Consider the following 24,996-nt stretch of genomic DNA (forward strand, 5'->3'; position numbering starts at 1 on the left):
GGGTGTCGGAAGAGTCAGTGACGCCGGGCGTTGCGAATGCGGTAGGCGATTGTGCCGATGATCAGCACTGCCAGCGGTGTGCCGGCCAACAGGGCCGTGCGGGGCGGCAGTTCGAATCCCAGCGTGAGTATGCCTTGATACAGCAGTTTGAGCAGGCTGAACAGATAATAGCTGATGGCGATGATGGACAGACCTTCCACGGCCTTCTGGATCTTGATCTGGGTTGCGGCCCGGGTGCTCAGGCTCTGCAGGATCTGGCTGTTCTGGGCTTCCATTTCGACCTGGACGCGAGCCTGGAGCAGGTTACTCAGGTGGGAGACCGCGCTGCCGATGCGGCTCAGGCGTTGATCGGTGGACGCACAATAGCGCACCGTGGGACGAAAGCGCTGGGCGATGAATGTCCCCAGCTGCTGGCAGTCTCCGGTGCGGCTCTCGTGCAGTTCAGCGATGCGCTCGTAGACCAGCTGGGCGTAGGCTTCGGTGGCGCTGAATCGCAACCGTGTGCGGGCGCTGGTCTGGGTGATCCGGGCCGACAGGCGGGTGATGCGCTCCAGCAATGCTTCGATGTCCTGGGACTCGGCACGGGCGTTGGCGTCGGACAGCGTGGCCAGTTCCTGCTCGTACTGGCGCAACTCGGCGCCCAGCGAACGGGCGACGGGCAGGGTCAGCGAGGCCATCAGGCGGTAGGTTTCGACCTCCAGCAGGCGGCGCACCATGCGGCCCAGCCGCCGGCTGTCAAACTGCCGGTTGAGGATCAGCATGCGGTTCAGGCCGTTGCCGTTCAGACGCAGATCGCTCCAGACGGTCGCCTTGCCGTCATCCAGCTTGGAGCCGACCGGATCCGTGAAGCCGTAATGCCCGATCGAGCCGCGCCAGCTTGTCTCCGATTCCACACAGATCTGGTCGGCGTTGATCAGCAGGGCGCTATGGGCCTCGGCGACTTCGGCGAGCGCCGAAGGCAGGGCCGCCCAGGGCGTGGCCTGGGGACCTGGGATCACCAGGGTCAGCGTCAGGAATTCGGTATGCCTTTCCCATTTGAGTCGTGCGTCGCCCACCGGGAATTCTCCCTGGGGCAGGGTGGGATCGGCCAATGCGACGTGGCGGTTGCACAGAGAGCGGACGATGGTTTCGGCCGCTTCGTGCTCGTCCAGGAACGCCAGGTGAAAGACCTGGGCCGGCGCATCGAAGTACATCGAGGGGCGGGCGTGCAGTTCGTTGTGCAGAGCGTTTCGGTGCGGATGCATGCGTCGGTCCGGATCGGAAAGCGGGAAAAAGAACTCAGTGTATCGAAAGTCCAGGCCAGAAGTATGGAAAACGGTCTGCGTCGGAGAGCCGTCAGGCTGTGGCCGGAGAGTGCCCGGTCGGCTGCGGTCCCGGGTACACGACGGTTTTGTCTTCCTGAATCACTGCGTCCGGCGTCAGCGTGGCCGGCTCGAGCCGGCCGGCGCCCATGATGTGGAACACGGAAATGCCGTGGGCGATCAGATGATCCGAGACGATGCGCCGGTGGCAGCGCCACCAGACGGATTCGGCGCACATCAGGACAGTGAGCTGTGACCGCCCCTGGGTGATGAGGGCCTCAAGTCCCTGATGGAATTCAGGGCTCAGGGCATAGTCCGCATAATGATGGAAACTGTCGTTTTCCCAGTAGCCGTTGGTTGCGGTCGACACGGTCTTCGATTTGCCGCGCAGCCCGCCCAGGGTGACCATGTGCGCGTAGGTGATGCCGCACGCTCTCAGGGCCTCGGGCAAGGTGTCCTGGTTGAATTGGGGATTGGCGCGCGAGCGTGGTACCGTGCGGATGTCGGCCAGATGCGCAATCTTTGCCTGGGTCAGCAAGGCGATGAAATCGTCCAGGCTGCGGTTCGAGTGGCCGATGGTATAGAGGGGATTCATCATCGGACGACGATAATCCCTTCCACGGGCGATGGACAAGCCGGCGCGCACCGGCAGCCCGCAGCCGTCGCCGACAAGGACAGGACCTGGCATGGACAAGATACGACTCGACAAATGGCTCTGGGCCGCCCGTTTTTACAAGACCCGCAGCCTGGCGGCACATGAAATCGGTGCCGGTCGGGTGCTGGTCGGCGGCCAGCCGGTCAAGCCCGCCCGGGAGATCTCCCTGAACGATCGGGTCGAGGTGCGTCGGGCCGGCGCACCTCCCCTGCAGGTCCGGGTATGTGCGCTCAGCAAGGTGCGTGGGCCGGCTGCCCAGGCTGTGTTGCTGTATGAAGAAACGTCCGACAGCGTGGCCGCGCGGGAACAGGCCGCCGAGATGCGCCGTCTGGCGCCCGAGCCTGCCCGGGATTTTGAGGAGGGGCGCCCGACGAAGCGTGATCGGCGACAGATCGACCGGTGGCGTGGGCGGTAACGTCGCCGGATGGTGCCGGCGGTGTCTGTCGAATGTGGCTGCCGAGAGGTCCTGCCCTGATCGGGGCGGTTTTCGTTGGCCGGGCAGGCCGCACAGTATCAGGGGAGGGCGGCGCCTTGCGTGTGGATGATGTCCAGGACGCCGTTGATGACGAATTGCACCCCCATGCAGACCAGCAGGAACCCCATGACCCGCGCGATGGCCTGGACGCCCCCTTCGCCGATGAGCTTGTCGATCCGGTTGGCACTGCGCAGGCAGACCCAGAACAGCAGGCCAAGCAGCATGAAGATGATGATCGGGGCGAGGATCAGCGTCAGCGTGGAATAGGGGGGCGGACCCGACTGCACGGAAGCGGTGATGCTGATGATGAAGGCGATGGTGCCTGGCCCCGCCGTGCCGGGCAGCGCCAGCGGGACAAAGGCGATGTTGACGGATTTGCGCTTGGCCAGCGCATCGGCATTGGCCTCGGCTTCCGGCATTTCTTCGGTGCTTTGCGTCGGGAACAGCATCGTGAATCCGATGAACACCACGATCAGGCCGCCGGCAATGCGCAATCCGGGAATCGAGATGCCGAACGAGCGCATGACCCACTGGCCGGCGAAATATGTCACCAGCATGATCAACACGACATACACTGCAGCCTGTGTGATCTGGCGGTTGCGTTCCGCGGGCGGGAGGAGGTGGCCCATGGACAGCAGCAGGGTCATGGAGGTCAGCGGATTGGCCAATGGAAGCATCAGCGTCAATCCAAGGCTGACTGCGGAAAACAGTTCAATGAGCGCGTGCATGGAGGCGTCTGGAATGGGTGGAGCATGAGGCCACTTGCGGTGGCCTGGGTGATTGATGCGTAAATCATCAATGACGACCCGTTCATCATAATGCACGGGAGACTGATCGATCATCAGCCCGGCAGGATGCCGGCAAAAAACCCTGGCCTTCGTGAACTGCCCCCAGAAGTTGGACGGTCACAGATCAGACGGGAGTGTCAGTGATCCGCTTGCCATCCTTGCTCAGGTTCAGGCATGTGCACCAAATGCCAGGCATGGCAAAGCCCGCGTACCTTGCGGTAGGCGGGCTGGAAAAATGAGGCGCAACAAGAAAAGTCGTATCAACCTTTCGAGTACTTTATCGTCAAAAATCCCGAAATGGGGCGGAGTCGTAGGGTTGAGCCCCAATGGGTCGGTTATTTTTGCGTTGACACTTGGTTGACAGAATGCCCAAAAACAAAAACGCCAATCTTGTGAAGGATTGGCATAAGTGCTTGATACTGCTCGGTATTCTGTGGCTCCCCGACCAGGGCTCGAACCTGGGACCTGCGGATTAACAGTCCGTCGCTCTACCGACTGAGCTATCGGGGAATTGCATAGAAGCGAAACTATAGCATATTTTTTTACTTGCCAGCAAAGCGCGCTGGGGCATGTCCCGCAGTCAGTGCGCGCCCGCCGCTGCCGCGCCGCCGTGGGTGGCCGATTTGGGTCGGGCCAGCCAGATCAGGCCGATCAGGACCAGGAAAATCCACGCAGAGGCATAGAAAATGTCGGTGGCCGACATCGTGAAGGCCTGCTGATTGATCACCCGGTCCAGCAGACCGGCGCTATGCTGCAGGTCGATGCCCCGGTTCTGCAGGCCGCCCGTGATGTGATCGAAGGCCGGTTCGCCGGGGCGGGCGACCTCGGTCAGGCGGCTGTGGTGCAGGGTGGCGCGGTTGTCCCAGATCGTGGTGGTGATCGAGGTGCCGAAGGCGCCGCAGACCAGGCGGAAAAAGTTCGACAGACCGGCGGCGGCGGGGATCCGGTCGGGACTCAGGCCCGACAGAGAAATCGTCGTCAGGGGGATGAAGAACGTCGCCATGGCGGCGCCCTGGATGAAGGTGGGCAGCATGACCGTGTACAGGTCCACGCCGGTGTTGAACTGGGCGCGCATGTAGCTGATCAGGGCGAAGATCAGAAAGGCGATAGTGGCGATCGGGCGCGGATCGACGTGGGCCAGCAGCTTGCCGACGACCGGCGACAGGACGATGGCCAGGATGCCCACCGGGGCGGAAGCCACGCCCGCCCAGGTGGCCGTGTAGCCCATGGTGTTCTGCAGCCACAGGGGCAGCAGCACGACCGTGCCGAAGAACACGCCATAAGCGACCGACAGGGCGATGGTGCCGGTGGTGAAATTGCGTTGCGCGAACAGGGTCAGGTCGACCACGGGATGGGCGGCGGTCAGTTCCCAGATCAGGAAATAGACGAAGGTGATGATCGAGATCACAGCCAATACGCAGATCAGCGGACTGGCGAACCATTCCAGTTCCTTGCCTTTGTCCAGGATGAGCTGCAGGGAGCCGACCCAGACGATCAACAGGAACAGACCCATGCGGTCGATGGGCCGATGCACGCGGCGCGACTCCCGTGACTTGTAGACCTGCCACGAGCCCCAGCCCGCGATCAGGCCGACCGGCACGTTGATATAGAAGATCCAGGACCAGGAATAGTTGTCCGAGATCCAGCCGCCCAGCAGGGGGCCGGCAATCGGACCGACCAGGATCGTCATGGACCAGAGCGCCAGCGCCATGCCGGCCTTGGCCCTGGGGTAGCTGGCCAGCATCAGGGATTGCGACAGCGGGATCATCGGCCCGGCCACTGCGCCCTGGATGACGCGGAAGACCACGAGGGACTCCAGCGACCAGGAGAAACCGCACAGCCAGGAGCTCATGACGAACAGCAGGACGGCGATGACGAACAGGCGCACCTGGCCGAAACGCTGCGTCAGCCAGCCCGTCAGCGGCACGGTGATGGCATTGGCGACGGCGAACGAGGTGATCACCCAGGTGCCCTGGGTTGCGCTGACGCCCAGATCGCCCGCAATGGTGGGGATCGAGACATTGGCAATCGACGAGTCCAGCACGTTCATGAACACGGCGGCCGACAGGGCAATGGTCCCGAAGGTGCGGGCCCTGCCCTCCAGAGGCGGATAGCCTTCGGCAGGCGGCTGCGCAGGCGCGGCGGGCGCCTCCGGCGGTGGCGCGTCCTTGTCTTCAGGCGTCAGGGTCGCGGTGCTCATGAGCTGATGTTGTCCTGGATGATCTTTTGGATGCGGGCATTGATCTCGGCCGGGTCATGGTTGTAGACCGGGGTGCTGAGCGCGGGTTCGGCCGGGTTGCCCGCCGGGTCCTGCGGGCGCGGGTCCGCAGGCTTGCCGTCGTCCGATGGTGCTGGCGAGGAGGACAGGTCGACCTCGACCGTCATGGACAGACCCACGCGCAGGGGATGTTCTTGAAGCTCCTTGGGATCCAGCCGGATGCGCACGGGCACGCGCTGGATGACCTTGATCCAGTTGCCGCTGGCGTTTTGCGCCGGCAGCAGGGCAAAGGCGCTGCCGCTGCCGGCGGAGACGCCGACGACCGTGCCGTGATAGATGATCTTGCTGCCGTACAGGTCGGAGACCAGTGCGGCTTTTTGACCAGGCAGCATCGAATCGAGCTGGTTTTCCTTGAAATTGGCTTCCACCCACAGGCTGTTCAGCGGCACGATGGTCATCAACGGGGTACCCGCCTGGATGCGCTGGCCCAGCTGGACGGATCGCTGGGCGACCATGCCGCTGACCGGCGCGAGAATCCGGGAACGGACGTTGGTCAGCCAAGTCAGGCGCACCAGGTCCGCGGCCTGCAGGACGTCGGGATGTGTGGCCACGGTGCTGCCCTGGGTCAGGGCCTGATTGGTGGCCAGTTTGGCGCGTGCGGCCGCCAGACCGGCGCGGGCCTGCGCCAGGCCCGCTTCGGCAGATTTGACGGCGACCTGGGCATGCAGCAGTTCTTCGCCGCTGACCCCGCCCGTGCCCCGCAGGGCGTTGCGCCGCTGCAGGTCGTTGCGCGTTTTGCTGAGCTGCGTTGCGGCCTGCGCGACGTTGGCCTCGCCGACGGCGACATCCGCGGCCAGGGCGTCGTTCTGCACGAACAGGGTCCGGGTGCGGCGCACGGTCTGGGCCAGGGCTGCTTCGGCCTGGGCCAGAGCGATGTCCGTGTCGCTGTCGTCCAGGGTCACCAGATGGTCGCTTTGACTGACGGTCTGGGTTTCCTCGGCGCCGATGGCCACCACCGTCCCGGGAATCTGGGCGCTGATCGGCACCAGATTGCCCTGGACGTAGGCGTCATCGGTGGATTCGTAATGTGCGGCGAACATCAGCCACCAGATGCCATAGAGCACGGCGGCCAGGATGAAGGCGCCGGTGGCCCAGAGCATCAGGCGGGTGCGGGCGGGAGAGTTGCTGGGACTGGATGCGGTCATGATGCGATCGAAGGGAGGGTTGCGGGTTTACGGTTGAGCCGGTTTTTCGGTGCCGCGGGCCGGACTGTCGCCCTGGACATAGCCTCCGCCCAGGGCGGTCGCCAGTTGCACGTCCAGAACATAGGCGCGGGCATGCAGGTCGGTGGTCTGGACGGTCTGCTTGAGGGCTTCGCTTTGCGCTTGCAGCACCTGGACGAAGTCGCCCAGGCCCGCCTTGTAGCGGTTCAGGGCCACGTCGTAGGCCGAGGTGATTGCCTTCATGCTGGCTTCCTGGTGGCGGATCTGCTCGTTCAATGACCGGATCGAGTCGCTCGCATCGGCCACTTCGCGCAGGGCGCCCAGGATGGTCTCGTTGTAGCGGGCGATGGCTTCGTCGCGCTCGGCGCGGCGGCCTTCCAGCCGGGCATTGAGCGCGCCGGCGTTGAAAATCGGCAGCGTGACAACCGGCCCGGCGCTGTAGTTTTCGCTGCTGCTGCGGATCAGCTTGTCCAGCCCCAGGGACAGGTAGCCGAAAGCGGCCGACAGGCTGATGTTGGGCAGGAACTCGGCCCTGGCGGCGGAGACTTCGGCGCCGGCCGCTTCGGCCTGCAGGCGGGCGGCCGTGATGTCGGCACGCCGGCCCAGCAGGGCCATGGGCAGATGCGCGGGAACGTCGGGCGGCAGCGCAGCGCCCGGACGCGCGGTCAGGGCCGGCAATTGTTCAGGCGACAGGCCAAGCAGTGCGGCCAGCCGGTTGTGCAGCAGCTGGGCGTTGTTGCGCGCCTGGCTGAGCTGGACACGGGCGGACGAGACGGCCGAGTCGGCCTGATCCACGTCGACCTGGATGCCCAGACCGTTCTTGTAGCGGTCGCGGGTGATGTTCAGGGCCTCCTGCAGCTTGCTGGCAATGCTGTTGATGGCGGTGGCCTGGGCCTGGGCGTTCTGCAACTGGAAGTAGGCTTGGGCGACTGCCGAAATGAGCAGTACGCGGGCCTGCTGCCGGGAGGCTTCGGCGGCGGTGGCGCGCTGGGCGGCGGCGCCGGACAGGGAGCGCAGGCGGCCCCACAGGTCCAGGTCGAAGCCCAGATTCAAGGTCAGGCCGGTGTCGGTTTCGTAGGAGCCGCCCAGCGGGGGGGGGTAGATGTAATTCTCGCTGTAGCGCTGTCGCGTCAGGTGATAGTTGGCGTTGACCTGCGGCCATTGCACGGCGCGCGCGCCGCGTGCGGCGGCCCGGGCAAGGCGCACGCGGGCGGCGGCGGCGTCCAGCGACGGATTGGATTGCAGGGCCTGGTCGATCAGGGAGTCGAGTTGGGGATCCCGGTAGCGAGTCCACCACCGGTCGCCCGGCCAGTCAATGGTGGTGTCGGTCAGTTCAAGGGTCTGTGCATCGAGCGCCCGGGTCGAGGGCGCCCCGGGATCCATGGGTGCGCAGGCGGAGAGCGACAGGGCGAGCAGCAGGGGGATGAGCGGTTTCATGCTGACAGGAAGCTGAATATTATTGATCGGGTCTGTATCTGACTAGTCAGTTATATGGGGCAAGAGGATGTCCGGACGGATGCGCCCGGTGTCAGGGCTTGTCGGGGCGGTCGGCCGTCTGTTGTTGAAGGTAGTGCTCGCCGTTCATGATCATGCGTTTGAGCAGTGCGATCAGCATGCGGATTTCGTCCTCGGAGAAGCCGCTCAAATGGATGTTCAGCGCCTGGGCGACGATGGGCAGGATCTGGCTGGACACGGTGCGACCCATGTCCGTCAGCACGATTTTCACGACACGCCGGTCCTCGGGCACGCGCTCGCGTTGAACGAAGCCTTTGGACTCCAGGCGGTCCAGCATGCGCGTCGTGGCGCCTGTGTCGATGTCCAGGGCGCGCGCCAGCTCGGCCGGCGTGTCGGTGCCTCGGTGCTGGATCAGCAACAGTGGACGCCATTGGTTGGCCGTCAGGCCCATGGGGCCGGCGCGCAGGTCGATGATCCGGTGCAGCAGCGTGTGCACATGCTTGACGAGCAGACCGACGTTGCGCTCGAGAACGAGGTCGCCGGGCACGCCAGCATAATGCTGGTAGGCATGGTCTTGCGAAGAGGGCGAGGGGCCATCGGGGCGATCGGCTTGCATGATAGAATCATACCAGATCAATATCTGACTAGGCAAATAAATAAATGCATCCACTCTCCCGCCGTATGTTCTGGACCGGATTTGTGCTGGCGGGCCTGGGCGCCGTGCTGTTTTCTTCCAAGGCGATCGTGGCCAAGCTGCTGTACCTGCACGGGGTGGATGCGCTGGATGTGATCGGTTTTCGCATGCTGCTGGCGCTGCCGTTCTTTGCCGGGATCGCCTTGGTCCAGATGTCCCGGGCGCGCCGGGGCTTGCTGGTGCGGCTGGGGTGGCGGGATGGCTTGCGCATCACCGTGCTGGGTTTCATCGGCTATTACCTGTCCAGCTTCCTGGATTTTCTGGGACTGCAATATATTTCCGCCGGACTGGAGCGGCTGATCCTGTTTCTCTCACCGACTTTCGTGCTGCTGTTTTCAGCGTGGTTCCTGCATAAGCCCATTTCTGCCCGTCAATGGCTGGCCATGGCACTGGCCTACGGCGGCGTGGCGCTGGTGTTCTGGGCCGATCTGTCGATCACGGGCGATGATGTGGTCCTGGGGGCGGCTTGCGTGCTGGGGGCGGCATTTTCCTATTCCATGTACCTGATCGGCTCGGGCGAACTGATCGAACGGGTCACGGCCACCCGGCTGACGGCCTATGCGATGACGGTTTCGGCCGGGGTGACGATGGTGCATTTTTTTGCGGTCAAGGGGCTGGCGGGGTTGAACCAGAGCCTGCCGGTCTATGGCCTGTCGCTGATTCATGCCACGATCAACACGGTGTTGCCGACCTTCATGATCATGTGGTCGGTGGCGCGCATCGGCGCGCCGCTGACGGCTCAGCTGGGCCTGCTGGGGCCGGTGTCGATCCTGTTCCTGGCCTGGCTGTTCCTGGGCGAGCCGATCACGACGCTGCAGGTGGCGGGCACGATCCTGGTGGCGATTTCGGCCGTCGTGCTGGGGCACCGGCCAACAGCGCGCGGCTGAGTCCTGTCGCGGCATAAGCCAGAGGAGGGCCCAGCGCCCGCCGATGCCGGACATGCCGCTTACTGCCGGACATGCCGCTTACTTCATGCCCTCTTCGATTTCGTCGCGATGCACGTCGTGCGTGATGAAGCCGACCGCGTTGTCGGGCATCGCCAGGTAGCGGGGATGATTCAGGGTGTCGCGGATGTCCTGCAGACCCGTGGACCAGTGTTCCCGCATCGTGGCCAGGCCGAACTGGAAGTCGCGGAAATGCTGTTCGTAGGGTTTGTCGCGGTAGATCAGGTGGATGATGTTGCTGCGCTTGTCGCTGGACAGCTCGGCAGCCTGCCGGCAGTCCGGGTCGCTATCACGCAGTTTGGCCGGCACCTTGTCCAGCATGTCGCGCAGCAGGCGCTGCATCTTGCGGTAGGCCCGCATCTGTTCGGTGACCATTCGGGTCCGGCTGGAGTAGCGGATGTCCTGGATGCGGTCGCCGACTTCGCTCAGGCTGTGCGGCACCCCGCCGCGGGCCGACCACAGGTCCACCTGAAAGACCAGCGTGTCGCGTGACAGGTTCTGCGCCAGGATCCGGGAGAGCGGGGTGTTGGAGACCAGACCGCCGTCCCAGTAGTACTCGCCGTCGATCTCGATGGCCGGAAAAGCCGGGGGCAGGGCGCCGGATGCCATGAAATGTTCCGGCCGCAGGCGTGTGCTGTGGTTGTCGAAATAGACGAAATTGCCGGTGCGCACATTGACGGCGCCGATCGACACGCGCAGCCTGCTGTCGTTGATGCGGTCGAAATCGCACAGGGATTCCAGCGTGTCCTTGAGCGGCCGGGTGTCGTAGTGGCCGACATGGGCGGGATCCAGGGACGTGGACAAAGCCGCCGGCGGAAAGCGCGGATGAAAGAATCCCCTCTGCCCCACCATCACGGCGCTGCCGGCATGCATGGCGCCGAGGAACTGGCGCGCCACGTCGCTGATCTGAAGCAAGCTGTGCTCGAGCAGCGGATTGGCCACCGGACCGACGTAGGGCTGGCAGATCGTGTCCCAGAATGTGTGCAGTTGTTCGACGCACCGCTCGACCGGGTTGCCGGCGATGATCGCGGCATTCAGCGCGCCGATGGAAATGCCGGCCAGATCGGTCAGTTCGATGCCCGCCTCGTGCAGACCTTCGTAGACGCCCGCCTGATAGGCGCCCAGGGCGCCGCCGCCTTGCAGCACCAGGGCGCGGGTTTCGTAGGCTTGAGCGGCGTCCGACGCGCGGGATTCAGTCTTGGGCATGGGGTGCGGTCTCCAGGGATTGCAGGAATGCTTCGATCAGGGCGCCTCGATAGCGGCTGCGATGCAGCACGATCGACAGGCGCCGGTCCAGTTGCAGAAAGGGCGTGCGCAGCACACGCAGCCGGCCCGTCGCCACGGCATCCAGGGTGGCGGCATAGGGCAGGCAGGCGATGCCCAGGCCGGCGATGACGGCTTGCTTGATGGCCTCGATCTGCCCCAGTTCCAGCAGGATCCGTCCGGGCGGCAGCACGGTCATGGCCTGCTCGGTCAGGCTGCGGGTGGCCGAGCCGCGTTCGCGCAGAATCCAGCGGGCATCGGCAAAATCCCGGGGTTGCAGTCGCGCGCGCTGCGCCAGGGGGTGTGCCGGGGCCGCGCAGACGACCAATGCGTCGTTGCGCCAGGGCAGGGTCTCCAGTTGGGCATGGTGCACGGGGCCTTCGACGCAGGCCACGTCGATGGCATGATCGAGCAGCATGCGGGTGATGTCTCGGGTATTGTCCACGGTCAGATGCAGGGCCACCATGGGGTGTTGGGCCGTGATGGGGCCCAGAAGTTCCCCCACCAGGTAGTTGCCGACCGTATTGCTGGCGCCGATGCGCAGTTCGCCTTCCAGGGTGCCGTCGGCGTCCCGTTGGCGGCGCTGCATGTCGCCCAGGCGCTCGAGGATCTCGCGGGCCAGGGGCAGTTGTTCCGCGCCCTGGGGGTTCAGCCGCAGGCGGCCGCGCTCGCGGTCGAACAGGGGGGCGCCCAACTGACGCTCCAGTTCGCCCAGGGCCATGCTGACGGCGGGCTGGGTCAGGTGCAGTTGTTCGGCGGCCTGCCGCACACCGCCGGTCGTGGCGACCGCGACGAAGACTTCGATCTGGCGGATGCTGAGGCCGAGCATGAGGGGTGGATTCCTGGGCGGATATCAACTTTATTTATATCACGGCCGGGGAATGATCGGAGCGGCTGATGGCCTGTGCCGCCCGGTATGTCAGGCCTCAGGCAAACCAGGAGGCGGGACTTTTGCTCAGGGCCACGCCGACGATGTAGGCGAAGATGGCGACGGCGCACAAGGCGGCGATCAGCCGCGTCCGGGGCGTGCGGCCGCGCTTGATGGCATATGAGCCGACGCCGATGTAGGCGATCAACAGTATGATCTTGGTCAGGATCCAGGGCTGTTCGGGGCCGATCATGGCGGCCAGGATCACGCCACAGGTCAGCAGGACGGTATCGACCACGTGAGGCAGAATGCGCACCAGGCGGTGCTGGAGCAGGGCCGAGCCGGTCACGGACCAGTAGGCCCGGATGACGAACAGGACGATGCTCAGGCCGACGGCCATCATGTGCAGATGTTTGATGGGGAAGTAGTAATTCATGATCTGGGGGAGAGGTGGCAGCTTGGCGATGCCTGTTGCGGCAATGAATCTGTGATGAGGCGACGGGCCGTGACGGTCTGGGCGAGTGTACCGTACCCGGCCGCTGCGGTGGCGGCTGGCCGGGCGCCGTCCGGGGTCATTCGATCGGATTCAGCGTCCAGCCGCCGTTTTCGCCTTGCAGCGCCAGTTCGACGCCATGATGCCTGCGCAGCGTGCCGCGATGGCCCACACTGATGATCCGGGCGTCGGGCAACTGGTCGCGCAGCAGGCGGTACATGGCGTCTTCGAGGCCCTCGTCCATGGCGGACGTGGCCTCGTCCAGGAAGGCTGCCTGGGGACGCGCGATCAGCAGGCGGCCGAAGGCCAGGCGCTGCTGTTCCCCCAGCGACAGGATGCGGCTCCAGTCGTCCTCGATGTCGAGCCGGTCGCGCAGATGACCAAGCTGCACACGATCCAGGATGGTCTCGTCCTGGCCGGGCGGGACGGCATCGGCGGGCTGCGGATAGTGCAGCGCCTGACGCAGGGTGCCCAGGGGCAGATAGGGCTTCTGGGCCAGGAACAGGGCGGATGTATCCGGGCGGATGATCTCGCCCGATCCGTGCGGCCAGATGCCCGCGATCATGCGCAGCAGGGTGGTTTTGCCCGAGCCCGACGGGCCGCGCACCAGCAGCGGTTGGCCGGGGGCGACCTCCAGGCTCAAATTGCGGATCAGCGCGTGGTCGTCGGGGCGGTTCACGGTCACCTCCCTCAGCGCCAGACGGCTGCCGTCCTGGCGGGTGTGGGGCAGTTGCATGGCCCGGGCCGCGTCGATGGCATCGTCGAATCCCGCCAGACGTTCCAGCGTGGCGCGGTAGGTGGCGAAACTGTCGTAGACATTGCGGAAGAAAGACAGATTGTCCTGCAGGCGGCCAAAGGCCTGGGCGGTCTGGATCAGGTCGCCCAGGCTGATCTGCTTGGAGAAGAATCGCGCGGCTTGCAGGATGAAGGGAAAGACCACGGCGGTCTGCGTGACGACGAAATTGAAGCCCAGGAATTTCAGGGAGCGGTGGATGATGTCCCAGGCATTGCCGATCACCTGGGCGAAGCCGTGCCGCAGTGTCCGGCCTTCGACGCGTTCGCCGCGATAGAAGGCGATGCTCTCGGCGTATTCGCGCACGCGCACCAGGGCATAACGGTAATCCGCGTTGAGCTTTTCGTTCAGGAAATTCAGCCGGATGAGCGGTTTGCCGATCCAGATGGCCAGCAGCGTGGCCAGGAACACATAGATGAAGACCAGGAACACCATGGCGCGCGGGATCTCATGACCCAGGACGGTCATGGGGCCGGACAGATTCCAGAGGATCACGGTGAACGCGATGGTGGAGACGAGCGCATTGATCAGGCCCACGGCAAGCGTCATGGATGTCTGAGCGAAATTGGTGATGTCCTGCTGAATCCGCTGGTCGGGGTTGTCGGCCAGATGGCTAAGGGATTGCGCGCGGTAATAGGCCTGTTCCTTCATCCAGCGGCTCAGCAGCTGCTCATTGAGCCATTCGCGCCAATGGACGGTAAAGGCCTGCTGCACATAGAAGTCGAACAGCGAGCGGATCACATGCACGGCGGCCAGCAGCGAGAACAGCAGCATGGCGGCCCAGAAGGTTTTCTCGTCCAGGGACTGCAGCGCGCTGTACATGGCGTTGTACCAATTGGAGAACAGCACATCCAGGCGCACGGCCGCGAGGGTCAGCAGCAGGATCAGGGCGACGCCGGCCAACGGTTTCCAGCTGCGGCGCGGGGAGAAATAGCCGGCGCTCAGACGCCGGAACTGCCGTCCCCAGCGCGTGAAGCGCGCCAGGCTCCAGATGATGGCCACGCCGAACAGCAGCGTGAGCGCGTAAGCCTTGGCCAGCCACAGGCCGCTTTCGATCAGGACTTCTTGCCATTGCATGGAGTGCGGTTCCTTGAGGGACGATCGGAGGCGCCCGTCGAAAGGCCCGGGCGTGAGGATTGTAGTTGGAGGCGTCCGGATGCGGAATAGTTCCTGCGCACGAGCCCCGGCGTGCATTCAGGGAGCGGCAGGTCCCGGGACGGGATCAGGATGCGACGCCGGATTCGTGCTTCAGGCCCAGACGGCGGGCGAGTTTGTGCAGGTTGCTGGGGTCCAGTCCCAGCGCGCGCGCGGCCTGCGCCCAGTTGCCTCGCGAGGCGGTCAGGGCCTCGCCAATGGCGCGGCGCTGGCAGATCTCGACGCTGTCGCGCAGCAGCGGGATGGTGTCGATGGTCTGTGACGCGGGAGTGGGATCGGGATCGTCTCCGGGCGGCAGCCTGCGGGCGTCCTGAGGCGGGTCGGGCAGGTCGATGTCCAGATCCAGCAGTTCCGGGCCGATGGTCAGCACCTGGTCGCGCGAGGCGCCGCGGCTGAGCATCTTCAGCGCGGCGCGGCTGATGACGTGTTCCAGTTCGCGGACGTTGCCGGGCCAGGGATATTGACCCAGCGCGCGCTCGGCTTCGTAGGACAGGCGCACGCCGCGCAATCCCAGGCGGGCGCGGCTGAGTTCCAGGAAATGGCCGGCCAGGATCAGGACATCCCGGTCGCGCTCGCGCAGCGGCGGAATCGGGATCGGATAGACCGAAAGACGGTGGTACAGGTCGGTGCGGAACAGGCCGGCCTGCGTGTTGGCCTTGAGGTCGCGGTTGGTGGCGGCAATGATGCGCACGTCGGTCTTGATGACCTGATCCGTGCCCAGCCGCTGGATTTCGCCGTTCTGCAGGACGCGCAGCAGCTTGGCCTGCAGGCTCAGGGGCAGCTCTCCGACCTCGTCCAGGAACAGGGTGCCGCCCTGGGCCGCCTCGAAGCGTCCCGGGCGGTCGGATGTGGCGCCCGAGAACGCCCCCCTGACGTGGCCGAACAATTCGCTTTCCGCCAGGGATTCGGGCAAGGCCGCGCAGTTCACCTGGATCATGGGCTGCTGGCTGCGGCGGGAGTGGCGGTGCAGGCGGCGGGCGAACAGGTCTTTGCCGACGCCGGTCTCGCCCAGCAGCAGAATGGGCAGATCCGAATCGGCCACCAGGTCCAGTTCGTGCAGCAGCGACTGAATGGCCTCGCTGCGCCCCAGGATTTCGGTGGCTTCGCCAATGCGCTCGAGGCCTTGCTGGGTGCTGCCCAACTGGCGCAGCTGGCGGTTCTCGCGTTCCAGTTCGGTGATCCGCACGGCCGCTTGCAGGATCAGGCCGAGTCGCAGCAATTGCGCGCGGGCTGTTTCGTCGAAGGTCCCGGTGGCAAGCGCGTCGAGCGTCATGATGCCCCAGGGACGGCCCTGGCGGTACAGGGTCATGCCCATGCAGTCGTGGACCGGCAGGGGGGAGCCTTTGCGGTCGTCCAGCAAGCCATCGTAGGGATCGGGCAGCACGCTTTCGGGGTCGAACCAGGTGGGTTCGCGGCGCGACAGGATCGTGGCGAACCGTGGGTGCTGGGCGACGATGAAGCGTCGACCCAGGGCCTCGTGGGCCAGTCCGGCGGCGGCCACCAGGTGCAGGGTATCGGCGCTGTCGAGCAGCAGCAGGCCGACAGCATCGCAGGCGAAGGCCTCGCGGATGGTCATGGCGGCGCGCTGCAGGCGCACGCCATCGGACAGATCGGCGGACAGGTCGTGAAGAAGCATGGTTTCCATAAGGGTAATTTATACCATTAAAGGGTATCTGGTACCGTCCGTCGAAGGGTTAAAAATACCCTTTTTGATTTATATCAGTGATTTCCCCTAGATAGGTGAATTGGCATGATTTTTGCTTAATGTTTTGTGAAGCAAACAGGTGGCGCCGTTTCGGCGTCGTATCCACAAAATCTCGCGGCTGCAGAAGGAGCGCAGAATGGGTGAGTATAAGAAGTTATGGTGGACGCTGATCGGCGTTCTTTTAGTGACATTCAGTGTCCTGGGATGGATGGGGAAGGAAGTCTATAACCAGGCGCCTCCCATCCCGGCGCAGGTCGTGACCGCCAATGGCGAGGTCCTCATGACCGAAACCCAGATCCTGGACGGTCAGAGCGCCTGGCAGTCGGCGGGCGGGATGACGGTCGGTTCGATCTGGGGGCACGGCGCCTACCAGGCGCCGGACTGGACGGCTGACTGGCTGCATCGCGAGCTGACGGCCTGGCTGGATCTGGCGGCCCAGGCACAGTATGGGATGAATTTCGCCCAACTGGACGGGGACGCCCAGGCCGTGCTGCAGCGTCGCCTGAAAGAAGAGTATCGCAAGAACACCTATGATGCCGCCTCGGGCGCCGTCACGGTGTCTGACCGGCGCGCCCAGGCCATTGCCCGGACGGCTTCGTACTATGACAAGCTGTTCGGCGACGATGCCTCCATGCAGAAGTCCCGCAAGAGCTTCGCCATGAAGGAAGGCACGCTGCCGTCGCCGGAAGCCCGCGCCCGCCTGGCGAATTTCTTCTTCTGGACGGCCTGGTCAGCCTCGACCGACCGGCCCGGGACCGTGGCCAGCTACACCAACAACTGGCCGCACGAACCGCTGATCGACAATGTGCCGACGGCGGAAAACATTATCTGGTCCGTCATGAGCGTGATCATCCTGATCGCGGGCGTGGGCCTGCTGGTGTGGGGCTGGGCATTCACGCACAAGGAACACGACGACATCGGCCCCGCGCCGGCGCGTGATCCGGTGTTGCAGATTCCGCTGACCGCCTCGCAGCGCGCGCTGGGCAAGTACCTGTTCCTGGTCGTCGCCCTGTTCGTGGCGCAGATCTTCATCGGCGGCTTTACCGCGCACTACACGGTTGAAGGCCAGACCTTCTACGGTATCAATGTCTCCGAATGGCTGCCGTATTCCCTGGTGCGCACCTGGCACATCCAGGCGGCCCTGTTCTGGATCGCGACCGGTTTTCTGGCCATTGGTCTGTTCGTGGTGCCGATCCTCAATGGCGGCAAGGATCCCAAATTCCAGAAGCTCGGTGTCGATATCCTGTTCTGGGCGCTGGTCCTGGTGGTCGTCGGCTCGTTCACCGGCAACTTCGCCGCCATCGCGCACCTGATTCCCGCTGAATGGAATTTCTGGCTGGGCCATCAAGGCTATGAGTATGTCGAGCTCGGCCGTCTCTGGCAGATCGGCAAGTTCCTGGGCATCGTGTTCTGGCTGTTCCTGATGCTGCGCGGTATCGTGCCGGCGCTCAAGCAGAAAGGCGACAAGAACCTGCTGGCCCTGTTCAGTGCCTCGGTGATCTGCATCGGCCTGTTCTACGGCGCCGGCCTGTCCTACGGCGAAAAGACACACATCACCGTCATGGAGTACTGGCGCTGGTGGGTGGTCCACCTGTGGGTCGAAGGCTTCTTCGAAGTGTTCGCCACCACGGCGTTGGCCTTCATCTTCTCGACCATGGGCCTGGTGTCCAAGCGCAACGCCACCATCGCCTGCCTGGCTTCGGCCGTGTTGTTCATGCTGGGCGGTACCCCGGGGACCCTGCACCACATGTACTTCTCGGGTACTACCACGCCGATCATGGCCATCGCCTCGTCGTTCAGCGCGCTGGAAGTGGTGCCGCTGGTCGTGCTGGGCTATGAAGCCTGGGAGAACTGGCGCCTGAAGGATCGGGCGCCCTGGATGGAAAACCTGCGCTGGCCGCTGAAATTCTTCGTGGCCGTGGCCTTCTGGAACATGCTGGGCGCCGGGGTGTTTGGCTTCATGGTCAACCCGCCGATCGCGCTCTACTACATCCAGGGCCTGAACACGACGGCGGTGCACGCGCACGCAGCCCTGTTCGGTGTGTACGGCTTCCTGGCGCTGGGCTTTGTCCTGTTCGTGCTGCGCTATCTGCGCCCCAACATGCAGTTCAATGAGAACCTCATGCGGACGGCCTTCTGGTGCATGAACATCGGCCTGGTGATGATGATCTCCCTGAGCCTGCTGCCCATCGGCCTGATGCAGTTCCACGCCAGCTACAGCGTGGGAACCTGGTGGGCCCGCGGCGAGACCTTCATGCAACAGGATATCCTGCAGACGCTGCGGTGGACCCGGACCTTCGGGGATGTGGTGTTCATCACCGGTGGCCTGGGTGTCATGTGGCAGGTTGTGACGGCCTTGCTGAATGGCAAGTCCGCGCCTGCCGCCGATGTGCGACTGGCCGCTCAGCGGACGTAAGCGGTTCGCCTTGCAGTACGAAGCGCCTGAGACCGGCGCTTCACACGGCCCGCCTCGGAAGAGGCGGGCTTTTTTTATGGTGCGCCCGGCAGGGTGTACCCACTAGCGGGTGCAAGTCCCGTACTCGCCCGGCAAGGGGAAGAGTTAGCCTACGGCAAGGGTTTTGCGGGTGACTGCGAGTCTGAAGGAAGCCGGATGGCAAAGCGCTGGCGATTGGCGCCACTGGCCGGTGTGGCGCCAAAGTGGGCCAGCTGCCTGAGGCTTGCCCACAGGCGGGCTTGATTGACTGTCGGGAAATTGGACAGGGGCGTCGTCTAAGGGCCGCTATTGCGTTGTTTCATGGGTTTGCGCGTGCGGCTGAGCCGTGACATCCCGATAGCATGGGATCGTATCCTGATGCCTGGCCCCTGCACAGGGCCAAATGTGTGAAGGCGATGAGGCCCAACCCGCTGTCAGCTCAGGCCGTTTGTGCGGCCCGCTCGCCGACCCGTGCGCTGAGGACGCCCAGGACAAACGTCAGCAGCAGCGTCGGCAGGGCGCTGCCGTATTGCGGAGCCCATTGCGCCAGCGCGTGGTAGAGCGCGATGCCCAGCACCCAGATCAGGGCAGGCGCTGTGTACAGCGCGCGTGGCGTCTCGGTCGGCCGGATGGGCTGCGCACTCAGCCTTCCCAGGATGGTGCCGAACAGGGGCACGAAGACCGAGCTGAGCGTCAGCAGGAAGGGCTCCAGCGCGTGCATGGGCAAGACCATCGCCAGTCCGATCGACACGACCGTCAGGATCATGCCCCAGGTCTTGAGGCTGAGGCCCTGCCACAGGCTTTGCGCGGAAACGGCACCCGAATAGAGATCGCCGTAGGTGTTGTCCAGTTCGTCGACCAGAATCAGGCCCAGCGCGGTCAGGCCGCCTTGCGCCAGCAGCAGAGCGCTCACCATGTCGAGATTCTGTTCCGTGGCGGTGATCACCAGAATGCCCAGCGTGTAGCACCAGATGTTGGCAATCGTGTAGCCCAGCCATGTGCCTCCCAGGGCTCCCCGGCTGCTGCGGCCGTGACGGGCGTAGTCCGCCACCAGGGGCAACCAGGAAACGGGCATCGCGATCACCAGGTCCAGCGCCTGAAAAGCGTTCATGCTGCCGTCGCCGGTGCACTTCCACAGGCCAACCAGTCCAGCAGCGCCCAGTTTCAGGGCGAACTGGAGGGTCAGCCAGATCAGCGACAGAATCACCAGGGGCAGGGCGATGCGGCTGACGATGCGACGCACCAGGGTGGTCATGGAACCGCGCAGCAAGGCCAGCACGATGAGTCCCCAGAACAGCGTGGGCAGCACCAGCCCGATGTCCAGTCCGAAGGCCTGGCGACTGATGACGGCCGTGCCGTCACGGATCACGACCAGCTCGAAAGTCGCCCAGCCCAGCAGTTGCACGATGTTCAGCAGCACGGGCAACCGGGCGAAGTGCCGACCATAGACGGTATGGATCAGGCCCGCGCTGGACAGACCGCTTTTGCAGCCCAGATGGGCCACCCAGGCCAGCAGGCCGGCACCCAGGACCGAGCCTACGATCACGGCCGCCAGGGCATCGCGGGTGCCCAGCGCCGGGACCAGGTAAGAACCGACCTGCATCACCAGCAGGCCGACGCCCAGACTGAACCACAAGGCGGTGTGATCGCGCCAGCCAAAGACACGTTCGGGAGCGGAGGAGGGGGAAACGGATGTCTGCATGGCGTGCCTGTCTGAAAAGGCGGAAAGCAGACACGGAGAGTGGGCGAACCACGACCGTGGCGAGCTGCTTTCCTGCGCGAGGATGATCTCAATCAGGTTCGAAGGGACTGTCTCAGCCGCCGCAGCGGCACCCCTAGCGAAGCTCGGTAAAGGCGAATTGGGTTCGATTGTAGGATCGGCCGGGCGGGTCGGGCAAGTGAGCCCATGTTCCTGATGAGGGCTTCTCTTGTCCCTCCCGTGACCGACAGGCATAATGCCTCGTATTGTCTATACAAATATCATGTCGAGGTCTCCGGAATGCCGCCCGTCCAGGAAATCCGCCGCTCGTCGTCCGGCCGTGTCCTGTGGAAGAACCTGCGCCCGGTGCCGGCCGGCTGGCGGTCGGGACCGGTCCCCGTCTGTGACCTGGCGGTCGATGGCGAGCGCATCGCCTGGCTGGGTTCAGCGAGCCAGGCGCCCGCCGGTTTTCAGGATGTGCCGCAACATGATCTCGGCGGCGCGCTGGTGACGCCGGGGCTGATCGATTGTCATACGCATCTGATCCACGGGGGGCAGCGGGCGGACGAATTCGCCCTGCGTCTCGAGGGGGCCAGCTATGAGGAGATCGCCCGCCAGGGCGGGGGCATCGTGTCCAGTGTGCGGGCCACGCGCGCAGCCGACGAAGACACCTTGTTCCGGCAGGCGCTGACGCGGCTGGATGCGCTGCGCGCGGAAGGCGTGACCGCCATCGAGATCAAATCCGGCTACGGCCTGGACCTGGAAACCGAGCGCAAGATGCTGCGTGTGGCCCGGCGTCTGGGTCAGGCGCGCCCCGTCACGGTGCGCACGACTTTTCTGGGCGCGCATGCCCTGCCACCGGAATACGCGGGCCGGGCCGATGATTACATCGATCTGGTGTGCGGCACCTTGTTGCCGACGCTGCATGATGAAGGGCTGGTCGATGCCGTGGACGTTTTTTGCGAAGGCATTGGCTTCAGCCTGGCCCAGTCCGAACGTGTGCTGCGGTCGGCGACGCAACGGGGCCTGCCCGTAAAAATGCATGCCGAGCAGTTGTCTCTGCTGGGCGGCACGGCCCTGGCGGCCCGTTATGGGGCATTGTCGGCCGATCATCTGGAGTGGCTGGACGAGGCCGGTGTGCGGACCATGCGACAGGCCGGCATGGTGGCGGTGCTGCTGCCGGGGGCCTATTACTTTCTGCGCGAAACGCGGGTACCGCCCGTCGATCTGCTGCGTCGCCACGGGGTGCCCATGGCCGTCGCCACCGACTGCAATCCCGGCACCTCGCCCACGGCCTCATTGCTGCTGATGATGAATATGGCCTGCACCTTGTTCCGGCTGACGGTGGCCGAGGCACTGGACGGCGTCACCCGTCATGCGGCGGATGCCCTCGGGGATGCCGGGGTCAGCGGCCGCCTGGCAGTCGGTCATCCCGCGGATTTTGTGGTCTGGGAGATCGACAGCCCGGCGGAGCTGGCCTACTGGATGGCATTGCCGCGTTGCCGTTTCGCGGTGCGTCAGGGCAGGATCGTGTTCCAGTCCGGCCGGTAACTGCCTTCCAGGACCCGCTGGCCGATGATGTCCAGATCGGGCGCCAGCAGGCGGTCGCGGTCGTAGAAGGGCACGTCCTGGCGGATTCGCCGGTGCAGGGCCTGCAAGGGCGCCGATGTCGCCAGGGGGGCGTGGAAATCGATGCCCTGGGCCGCGCACAGCAGCTCGATCCCGACGATGTAGGCCGTATTGCGGGCCATGTCGGCCAGCCGGCGCGCCGAAAACGTCGCCATGCTGACGTGGTCTTCCTGATTGGCCGACGTGGGCAGGCTGTCCACGCTGCCGGGATGCGCCAGCGATTTGTTTTCCGATGCCAGGGCGGCGGCCGTGACGTGCGCGATCATGAAGCCTGAATTCAGCCCGGGTTCCGGCACCAGGAATGGGGGCAGACCGGAAATGCTGGCATCGATCAGCAGGGCCACGCGGCGTTCGGCCAGGCCGCCGATTTCCGCGATCGCCAATGCCAGGGTGTCGGCGGCGAATGCCACGGGCTCGGCATGAAAATTGCCGCCCGAGATCACCTGGTCAGGCTCGCCGTCGCGCCCCGGAAAGACCAGGGGGTTGTCGGTCACGGCATTGGCCTCGGTCAGCAGCGTGCGCGAGGCCTGGGCCATCAGATCATGAATGGCGCCCATCACCTGAGGCTGGCAGCGCAGACTGTAGGGATCCTGCACCTTGTTGTCGGACACCAGATGGGATGTGCGGATGGCGCTGCCCGCCAGCAAGGCCCGATAACGGCGGGCGATTTCGATCTGTCCCGGCTGGCCGCGGATTTCGTGCACACGCGGGTCGAACGGTGCATCGCTGCCCTTGGCGGCATCGACACTCAGCGCGCCGGCCAGCACGGCGCTGTCGAACAAATGTTCGGCCAGGAAAAGCCCGTGCAGCGCCAGCGCGGTGGAGACCTGCGTGCCGTTGATCAGGGCCAGGCCTTCTTTGGCGGCTAGGTGGATGGGCGCAATGTCCGCCTGCGCCAGGGCCTGTCCGGCCGGCAGCCACTGGCCTTCGCACAGGATGCGGCCCTCGCCGAACAGCGCCAGAGTCATGTGCGACAGAGGCGCCAGGTCGCCGGAGGCACCCACCGACCCCTTTTCGGGGATGTGCGGGATCAGGCCGGCATTGAAGACCTGCAGCAAGGTGCGCACCACGCTGGAGCGGATGCCGGAATAGCCGCGCGCCAGGCTGGCGGCTTTCATGGCCATCAGCAGGCGAACGATGCGCGCGTCCAGCGGATCGCCCACGCCCACGGAATGCGACAGGATCAGGTTGCGTTGCAGCGCCTGCAACTGGTCGTCGGGAATGCGCGTCTGGGCCAGCTTGCCAAAGCCCGTATTGATGCCATAGGCCGGGTCGCCCCGGTCGATGATGGCCTGCACGACGGCGGCCGAGGCATCCATGTCGGCGTAGGCCCGGGCGGGCAGGGTCAACGTGACGCCGCCTTGCCAGATGCGTCGCAACTGATCCAGATCCAGTGCGCCGGGGACGAGTTCCAGGGGGAGGGTCATGTCAGCTTCCTTTTGCTGCGGGAATCATCGGCAGGTTCAGACCGAAATTCTGTGCGGTCCTGATGGCCAGATCGTAGCCTGCGTCCGCGTGGCGCATCACGCCGCTGCCGCAGTCATTGATCAGCACACGTTCCAGCCGGCGCGCGGCCGCATCGGTGCCATCTGCCACGATCACCATGCCGGCGTGCTGGCTGTAGCCCATGCCGACGCCGCCGCCGTGGTGCAGTGAGACCCAGCTGGCACCGCCCGCGGTATTCAGCAGGGCATTGAGCAGCGGCCAGTCGGATACGGCGTCCGTGCCATCGCGCATGGCTTCGGTCTCGCGGTTGGGGCTGGCCACCGATCCCGTATCCAGATGGTCCCGGCCGATCACGATGGGTGCTTTCAGTTCGCCCGTGCGCACCATCTCGTTGAAGGCCAGCCCGGCGCGGTGGCGTTCGCCCAGGCCCAGCCAGCAGATGCGCGCGGGCAGGCCCTGGAATGCGATCCGCTCGTGCGCCATGTCCAGCCATTGGATCATGTGGTGGTTGTCCGGGAACAGTTCCTTCAGCTTGCGATCGGTGGCATGGATGTCTTCCGGGTCGCCCGACAGCGCCACCCAGCGGAATGGTCCTTTGCCTTCGCAGAACAGTGGCCGGATGTAGGCCGGCACGAAACCGGGGAAGTCGAAGGCGTTGGTGATGCCTTCGTCATGGGCGACCTGGCGGATGTTGTTGCCATAATCCACCGTGGGGATGCCCATGGCGTGCAGATCGAGCATGGCCTGAACATGCCGGGCGCAGGATTGCGCCGCCTCGGCCCGCAGGCGGGCGTGCTGGGCCGGGTCGCGCTGAGCGGCCTGCCATTGCGCTACCGTCCAGCCCGAGGGCAGGTAACCATAGATCAGGTCGTGCGCCGAGGTCTGGTCCGTGACGAGATCGGGGCGTGGGCCGCCCGCCTGGGCGCGCCGGGCAAGTTCCGGCAGGATGTCGGCTGCGTTGCCCAGCAGACCGATGGAGATGGCTTCCTTGCGTCCCGTATGCTCGGCGATCATGGCCAGCGCTTCGTCCAGATTGCTGGCCTGCTTGTCCAGGTAGCGTGTGCGCAGGCGGAAATCGATGCGTGATTGCTGGCATTCGACGGTCAGTGAGCAGGCCCCGGCAAAACTCGCCGCCAGTGGCTGGGCCCCGCCCATCCCGCCCAGCCCAGCGGTGACGATCCAGCGTCCCGCAAACGAGCCGCCGAAATGCTGCCGGGCGGCCTCGGCGAACGTCTCGTAGGTGCCCTGGACAATGCCCTGGCTGCCGATGTAGATCCAGCTACCCGCAGTCATCTGTCCATACATGAACAGGCCCGCCTGGTCCAGTTCGTTGAATTTTTCCCAGGTGGCCCATTTGGGGACCAGGTTGGAATTGGCCAGCAGCACACGCGGCGCGTCGGCATGGGTCTTGAAAACCCCCACCGGCTTGCCCGACTGGATCAGCAGGGTTTCGTCCTCGCCCAGCGCGCGCAGGCTGTTGAGGATGGCGTCATAGCAGGTCCAGTTGCGCGCGGCGCGACCGATGCCACCATAGACCACCAGATGCTTGGGATTTTCCGCCACGGCCGGATCCAGATTGTTCTGGATCATGCGGTAGGCCGCCTCGATCGTCCAGTTGCGGCAATGCAATGCCGAGCCCTTCGGGGCATGGATTTCACGGCTCGCGTCATAGCGCGGATCGTCGGATTGGGTGTGGGACATGGTCGGCTCCTGTGCGGAAGATCACGGGTTGAAATGTATATCTGTTTAGTCAATATG

The 24,996-nt window shown here is 64.8% G+C and carries 19 protein-coding genes, 1 tRNA gene and 1 riboswitch; of the genes, 4 read left to right on the forward strand and 16 right to left on the reverse strand.

All coding sequences use genetic code 11. From position 1 onward, the window contains the following. Positions 1-14: 14 nt before the first annotated feature. Positions 15-1,244 carry a DUF3422 domain-containing protein gene (locus ACK5JE_RS07630; protein ID WP_416801102.1) on the reverse strand — a complete coding sequence of 410 codons (1,230 nt, stop codon included), beginning with the start codon at positions 1,242-1,244 and terminating at the stop codon, positions 15-17. 91 nt (positions 1,245-1,335) lie between these two features. After that, positions 1,336-1,899 carry a DUF488 family protein gene (locus ACK5JE_RS07635; protein ID WP_416801210.1) on the reverse strand — a complete coding sequence of 188 codons (564 nt, stop codon included), beginning with the start codon at positions 1,897-1,899 and terminating at the stop codon, positions 1,336-1,338. A gap of 88 nt (positions 1,900-1,987) precedes the next feature. Between ACK5JE_RS07635 and ACK5JE_RS07640 the strand changes: the two genes are divergently transcribed. Continuing rightward, a complete protein-coding gene (locus tag ACK5JE_RS07640) occupies positions 1,988-2,371 on the forward strand; it encodes an RNA-binding S4 domain-containing protein (RefSeq protein ID WP_416801103.1) in 384 nt (127 codons plus the stop codon). Positions 2,372-2,469: 98 nt separating this feature from the next. Here the strand turns inward: ACK5JE_RS07640 and ACK5JE_RS07645 are convergent, their stop codons facing one another. From ACK5JE_RS07645 to ACK5JE_RS07670, 6 genes are all read right to left on the reverse strand, one after another. After that, positions 2,470-3,159, reverse strand: a complete 690-nt coding sequence (locus tag ACK5JE_RS07645; protein ID WP_416801104.1) for a MarC family NAAT transporter — start codon at positions 3,157-3,159, stop codon at positions 2,470-2,472. A 494-nt stretch (positions 3,160-3,653) separates the two neighbouring features. Continuing rightward, positions 3,654-3,729: transfer RNA gene (locus ACK5JE_RS07650), tRNA-Asn, on the reverse strand. A 70-nt stretch (positions 3,730-3,799) separates the two neighbouring features. Next, positions 3,800-5,419 (reverse strand): DHA2 family efflux MFS transporter permease subunit, encoded by a 1,620-nt coding sequence (locus tag ACK5JE_RS07655; protein ID WP_416801105.1) that lies wholly within the window; start codon positions 5,417-5,419, stop codon positions 3,800-3,802. Next, positions 5,416-6,642, reverse strand: a complete 1,227-nt coding sequence (locus ACK5JE_RS07660; RefSeq protein ID WP_416801106.1) for an HlyD family efflux transporter periplasmic adaptor subunit — start codon at positions 6,640-6,642, stop codon at positions 5,416-5,418. Before ACK5JE_RS07660 ends, ACK5JE_RS07655 begins: the two co-directional genes overlap by 4 nt. Before the next feature lie 27 nt (positions 6,643-6,669). Further along, positions 6,670-8,097, reverse strand: a complete 1,428-nt coding sequence (locus tag ACK5JE_RS07665; protein WP_416801107.1) for an efflux transporter outer membrane subunit — start codon at positions 8,095-8,097, stop codon at positions 6,670-6,672. A 91-nt stretch (positions 8,098-8,188) separates the two neighbouring features. Beyond that, the gene (locus ACK5JE_RS07670) at positions 8,189-8,731 is read right to left on the reverse strand and encodes a MarR family winged helix-turn-helix transcriptional regulator (RefSeq protein ID WP_416801108.1); all 543 of its coding nucleotides are present in this window, start codon (positions 8,729-8,731) and stop codon (positions 8,189-8,191) included. 44 nt (positions 8,732-8,775) lie between these two features. Here ACK5JE_RS07670 and ACK5JE_RS07675 point away from each other — a divergent pair, with 44 nt between their 5' ends. Next, positions 8,776-9,696, forward strand: a complete 921-nt coding sequence (locus tag ACK5JE_RS07675) for a DMT family transporter (protein WP_416801109.1) — start codon at positions 8,776-8,778, stop codon at positions 9,694-9,696. A gap of 78 nt (positions 9,697-9,774) precedes the next feature. Here ACK5JE_RS07675 and ACK5JE_RS07680 read toward each other — a convergent pair whose 3' ends face one another. From ACK5JE_RS07680 to norR, 5 genes are all read right to left on the reverse strand, one after another. Then, the gene (locus tag ACK5JE_RS07680; RefSeq protein WP_416801110.1) at positions 9,775-10,959 is read right to left on the reverse strand and encodes a DUF3734 domain-containing protein; all 1,185 of its coding nucleotides are present in this window, start codon (positions 10,957-10,959) and stop codon (positions 9,775-9,777) included. After that, positions 10,946-11,845, reverse strand: a complete 900-nt coding sequence (locus ACK5JE_RS07685; protein WP_416801111.1) for a LysR substrate-binding domain-containing protein — start codon at positions 11,843-11,845, stop codon at positions 10,946-10,948. The genes ACK5JE_RS07680 and ACK5JE_RS07685 overlap by 14 nt, the downstream gene beginning before the upstream one ends. A 97-nt stretch (positions 11,846-11,942) precedes the next feature. Further along, entirely contained in the window at positions 11,943-12,320 is a 378-nt protein-coding gene (locus ACK5JE_RS07690; RefSeq protein ID WP_416801112.1) for a SirB2 family protein, read from the reverse strand. 136 nt (positions 12,321-12,456) lie between these two features. Beyond that, entirely contained in the window at positions 12,457-14,247 is a 1,791-nt protein-coding gene (locus ACK5JE_RS07695) for an ABC transporter ATP-binding protein/permease (RefSeq protein ID WP_416801113.1), read from the reverse strand. Between the two features lie 145 nt (positions 14,248-14,392). Further along, on the reverse strand, positions 14,393-15,970 hold the full coding sequence (gene norR, locus ACK5JE_RS07700) for a nitric oxide reductase transcriptional regulator NorR (protein ID WP_416801114.1): 1,578 nt from the start codon (positions 15,968-15,970) through the stop codon (positions 14,393-14,395). Positions 15,971-16,166: 196 nt separating this feature from the next. Between norR and ACK5JE_RS07705 the strand changes: the two genes are divergently transcribed. After that, the gene (locus tag ACK5JE_RS07705) at positions 16,167-18,446 is read left to right on the forward strand and encodes a nitric-oxide reductase large subunit (protein ID WP_416801115.1); all 2,280 of its coding nucleotides are present in this window, start codon (positions 16,167-16,169) and stop codon (positions 18,444-18,446) included. A gap of 457 nt (positions 18,447-18,903) precedes the next feature. Here the strand turns inward: ACK5JE_RS07705 and ACK5JE_RS07710 are convergent, their stop codons facing one another. Next, complete coding sequence (locus ACK5JE_RS07710; RefSeq protein WP_416801116.1) at positions 18,904-20,166, reverse strand: purine-cytosine permease family protein; 1,263 nt, start codon at positions 20,164-20,166, stop codon at positions 18,904-18,906. A gap of 52 nt (positions 20,167-20,218) precedes the next feature. After that, positions 20,219-20,311, reverse strand: a riboswitch (TPP riboswitch). Positions 20,312-20,463: 152 nt separating this feature from the next. Between ACK5JE_RS07710 and hutI the strand changes: the two genes are divergently transcribed. Next, positions 20,464-21,714, forward strand: a complete 1,251-nt coding sequence (hutI, locus tag ACK5JE_RS07715) for an imidazolonepropionase (RefSeq protein WP_416801117.1) — start codon at positions 20,464-20,466, stop codon at positions 21,712-21,714. Here the strand turns inward: hutI and hutH are convergent. After that, on the reverse strand, positions 21,681-23,219 hold the full coding sequence (gene hutH, locus ACK5JE_RS07720) for a histidine ammonia-lyase (RefSeq protein WP_416801118.1): 1,539 nt from the start codon (positions 23,217-23,219) through the stop codon (positions 21,681-21,683). The two genes, hutI and hutH, sit on opposite strands and share 34 nt — an antisense overlap. A 1-nt stretch (position 23,220) precedes the next feature. After that, complete coding sequence (hutU, locus tag ACK5JE_RS07725; protein ID WP_416801119.1) at positions 23,221-24,939, reverse strand: urocanate hydratase; 1,719 nt, start codon at positions 24,937-24,939, stop codon at positions 23,221-23,223. Between the last annotated feature and the right edge of the window lie 57 nt (positions 24,940-24,996).

This window comes from Castellaniella sp. (genome assembly GCF_047971665.1).
Lineage (GTDB): Bacteria > Pseudomonadota > Gammaproteobacteria > Burkholderiales > Burkholderiaceae_B > Castellaniella.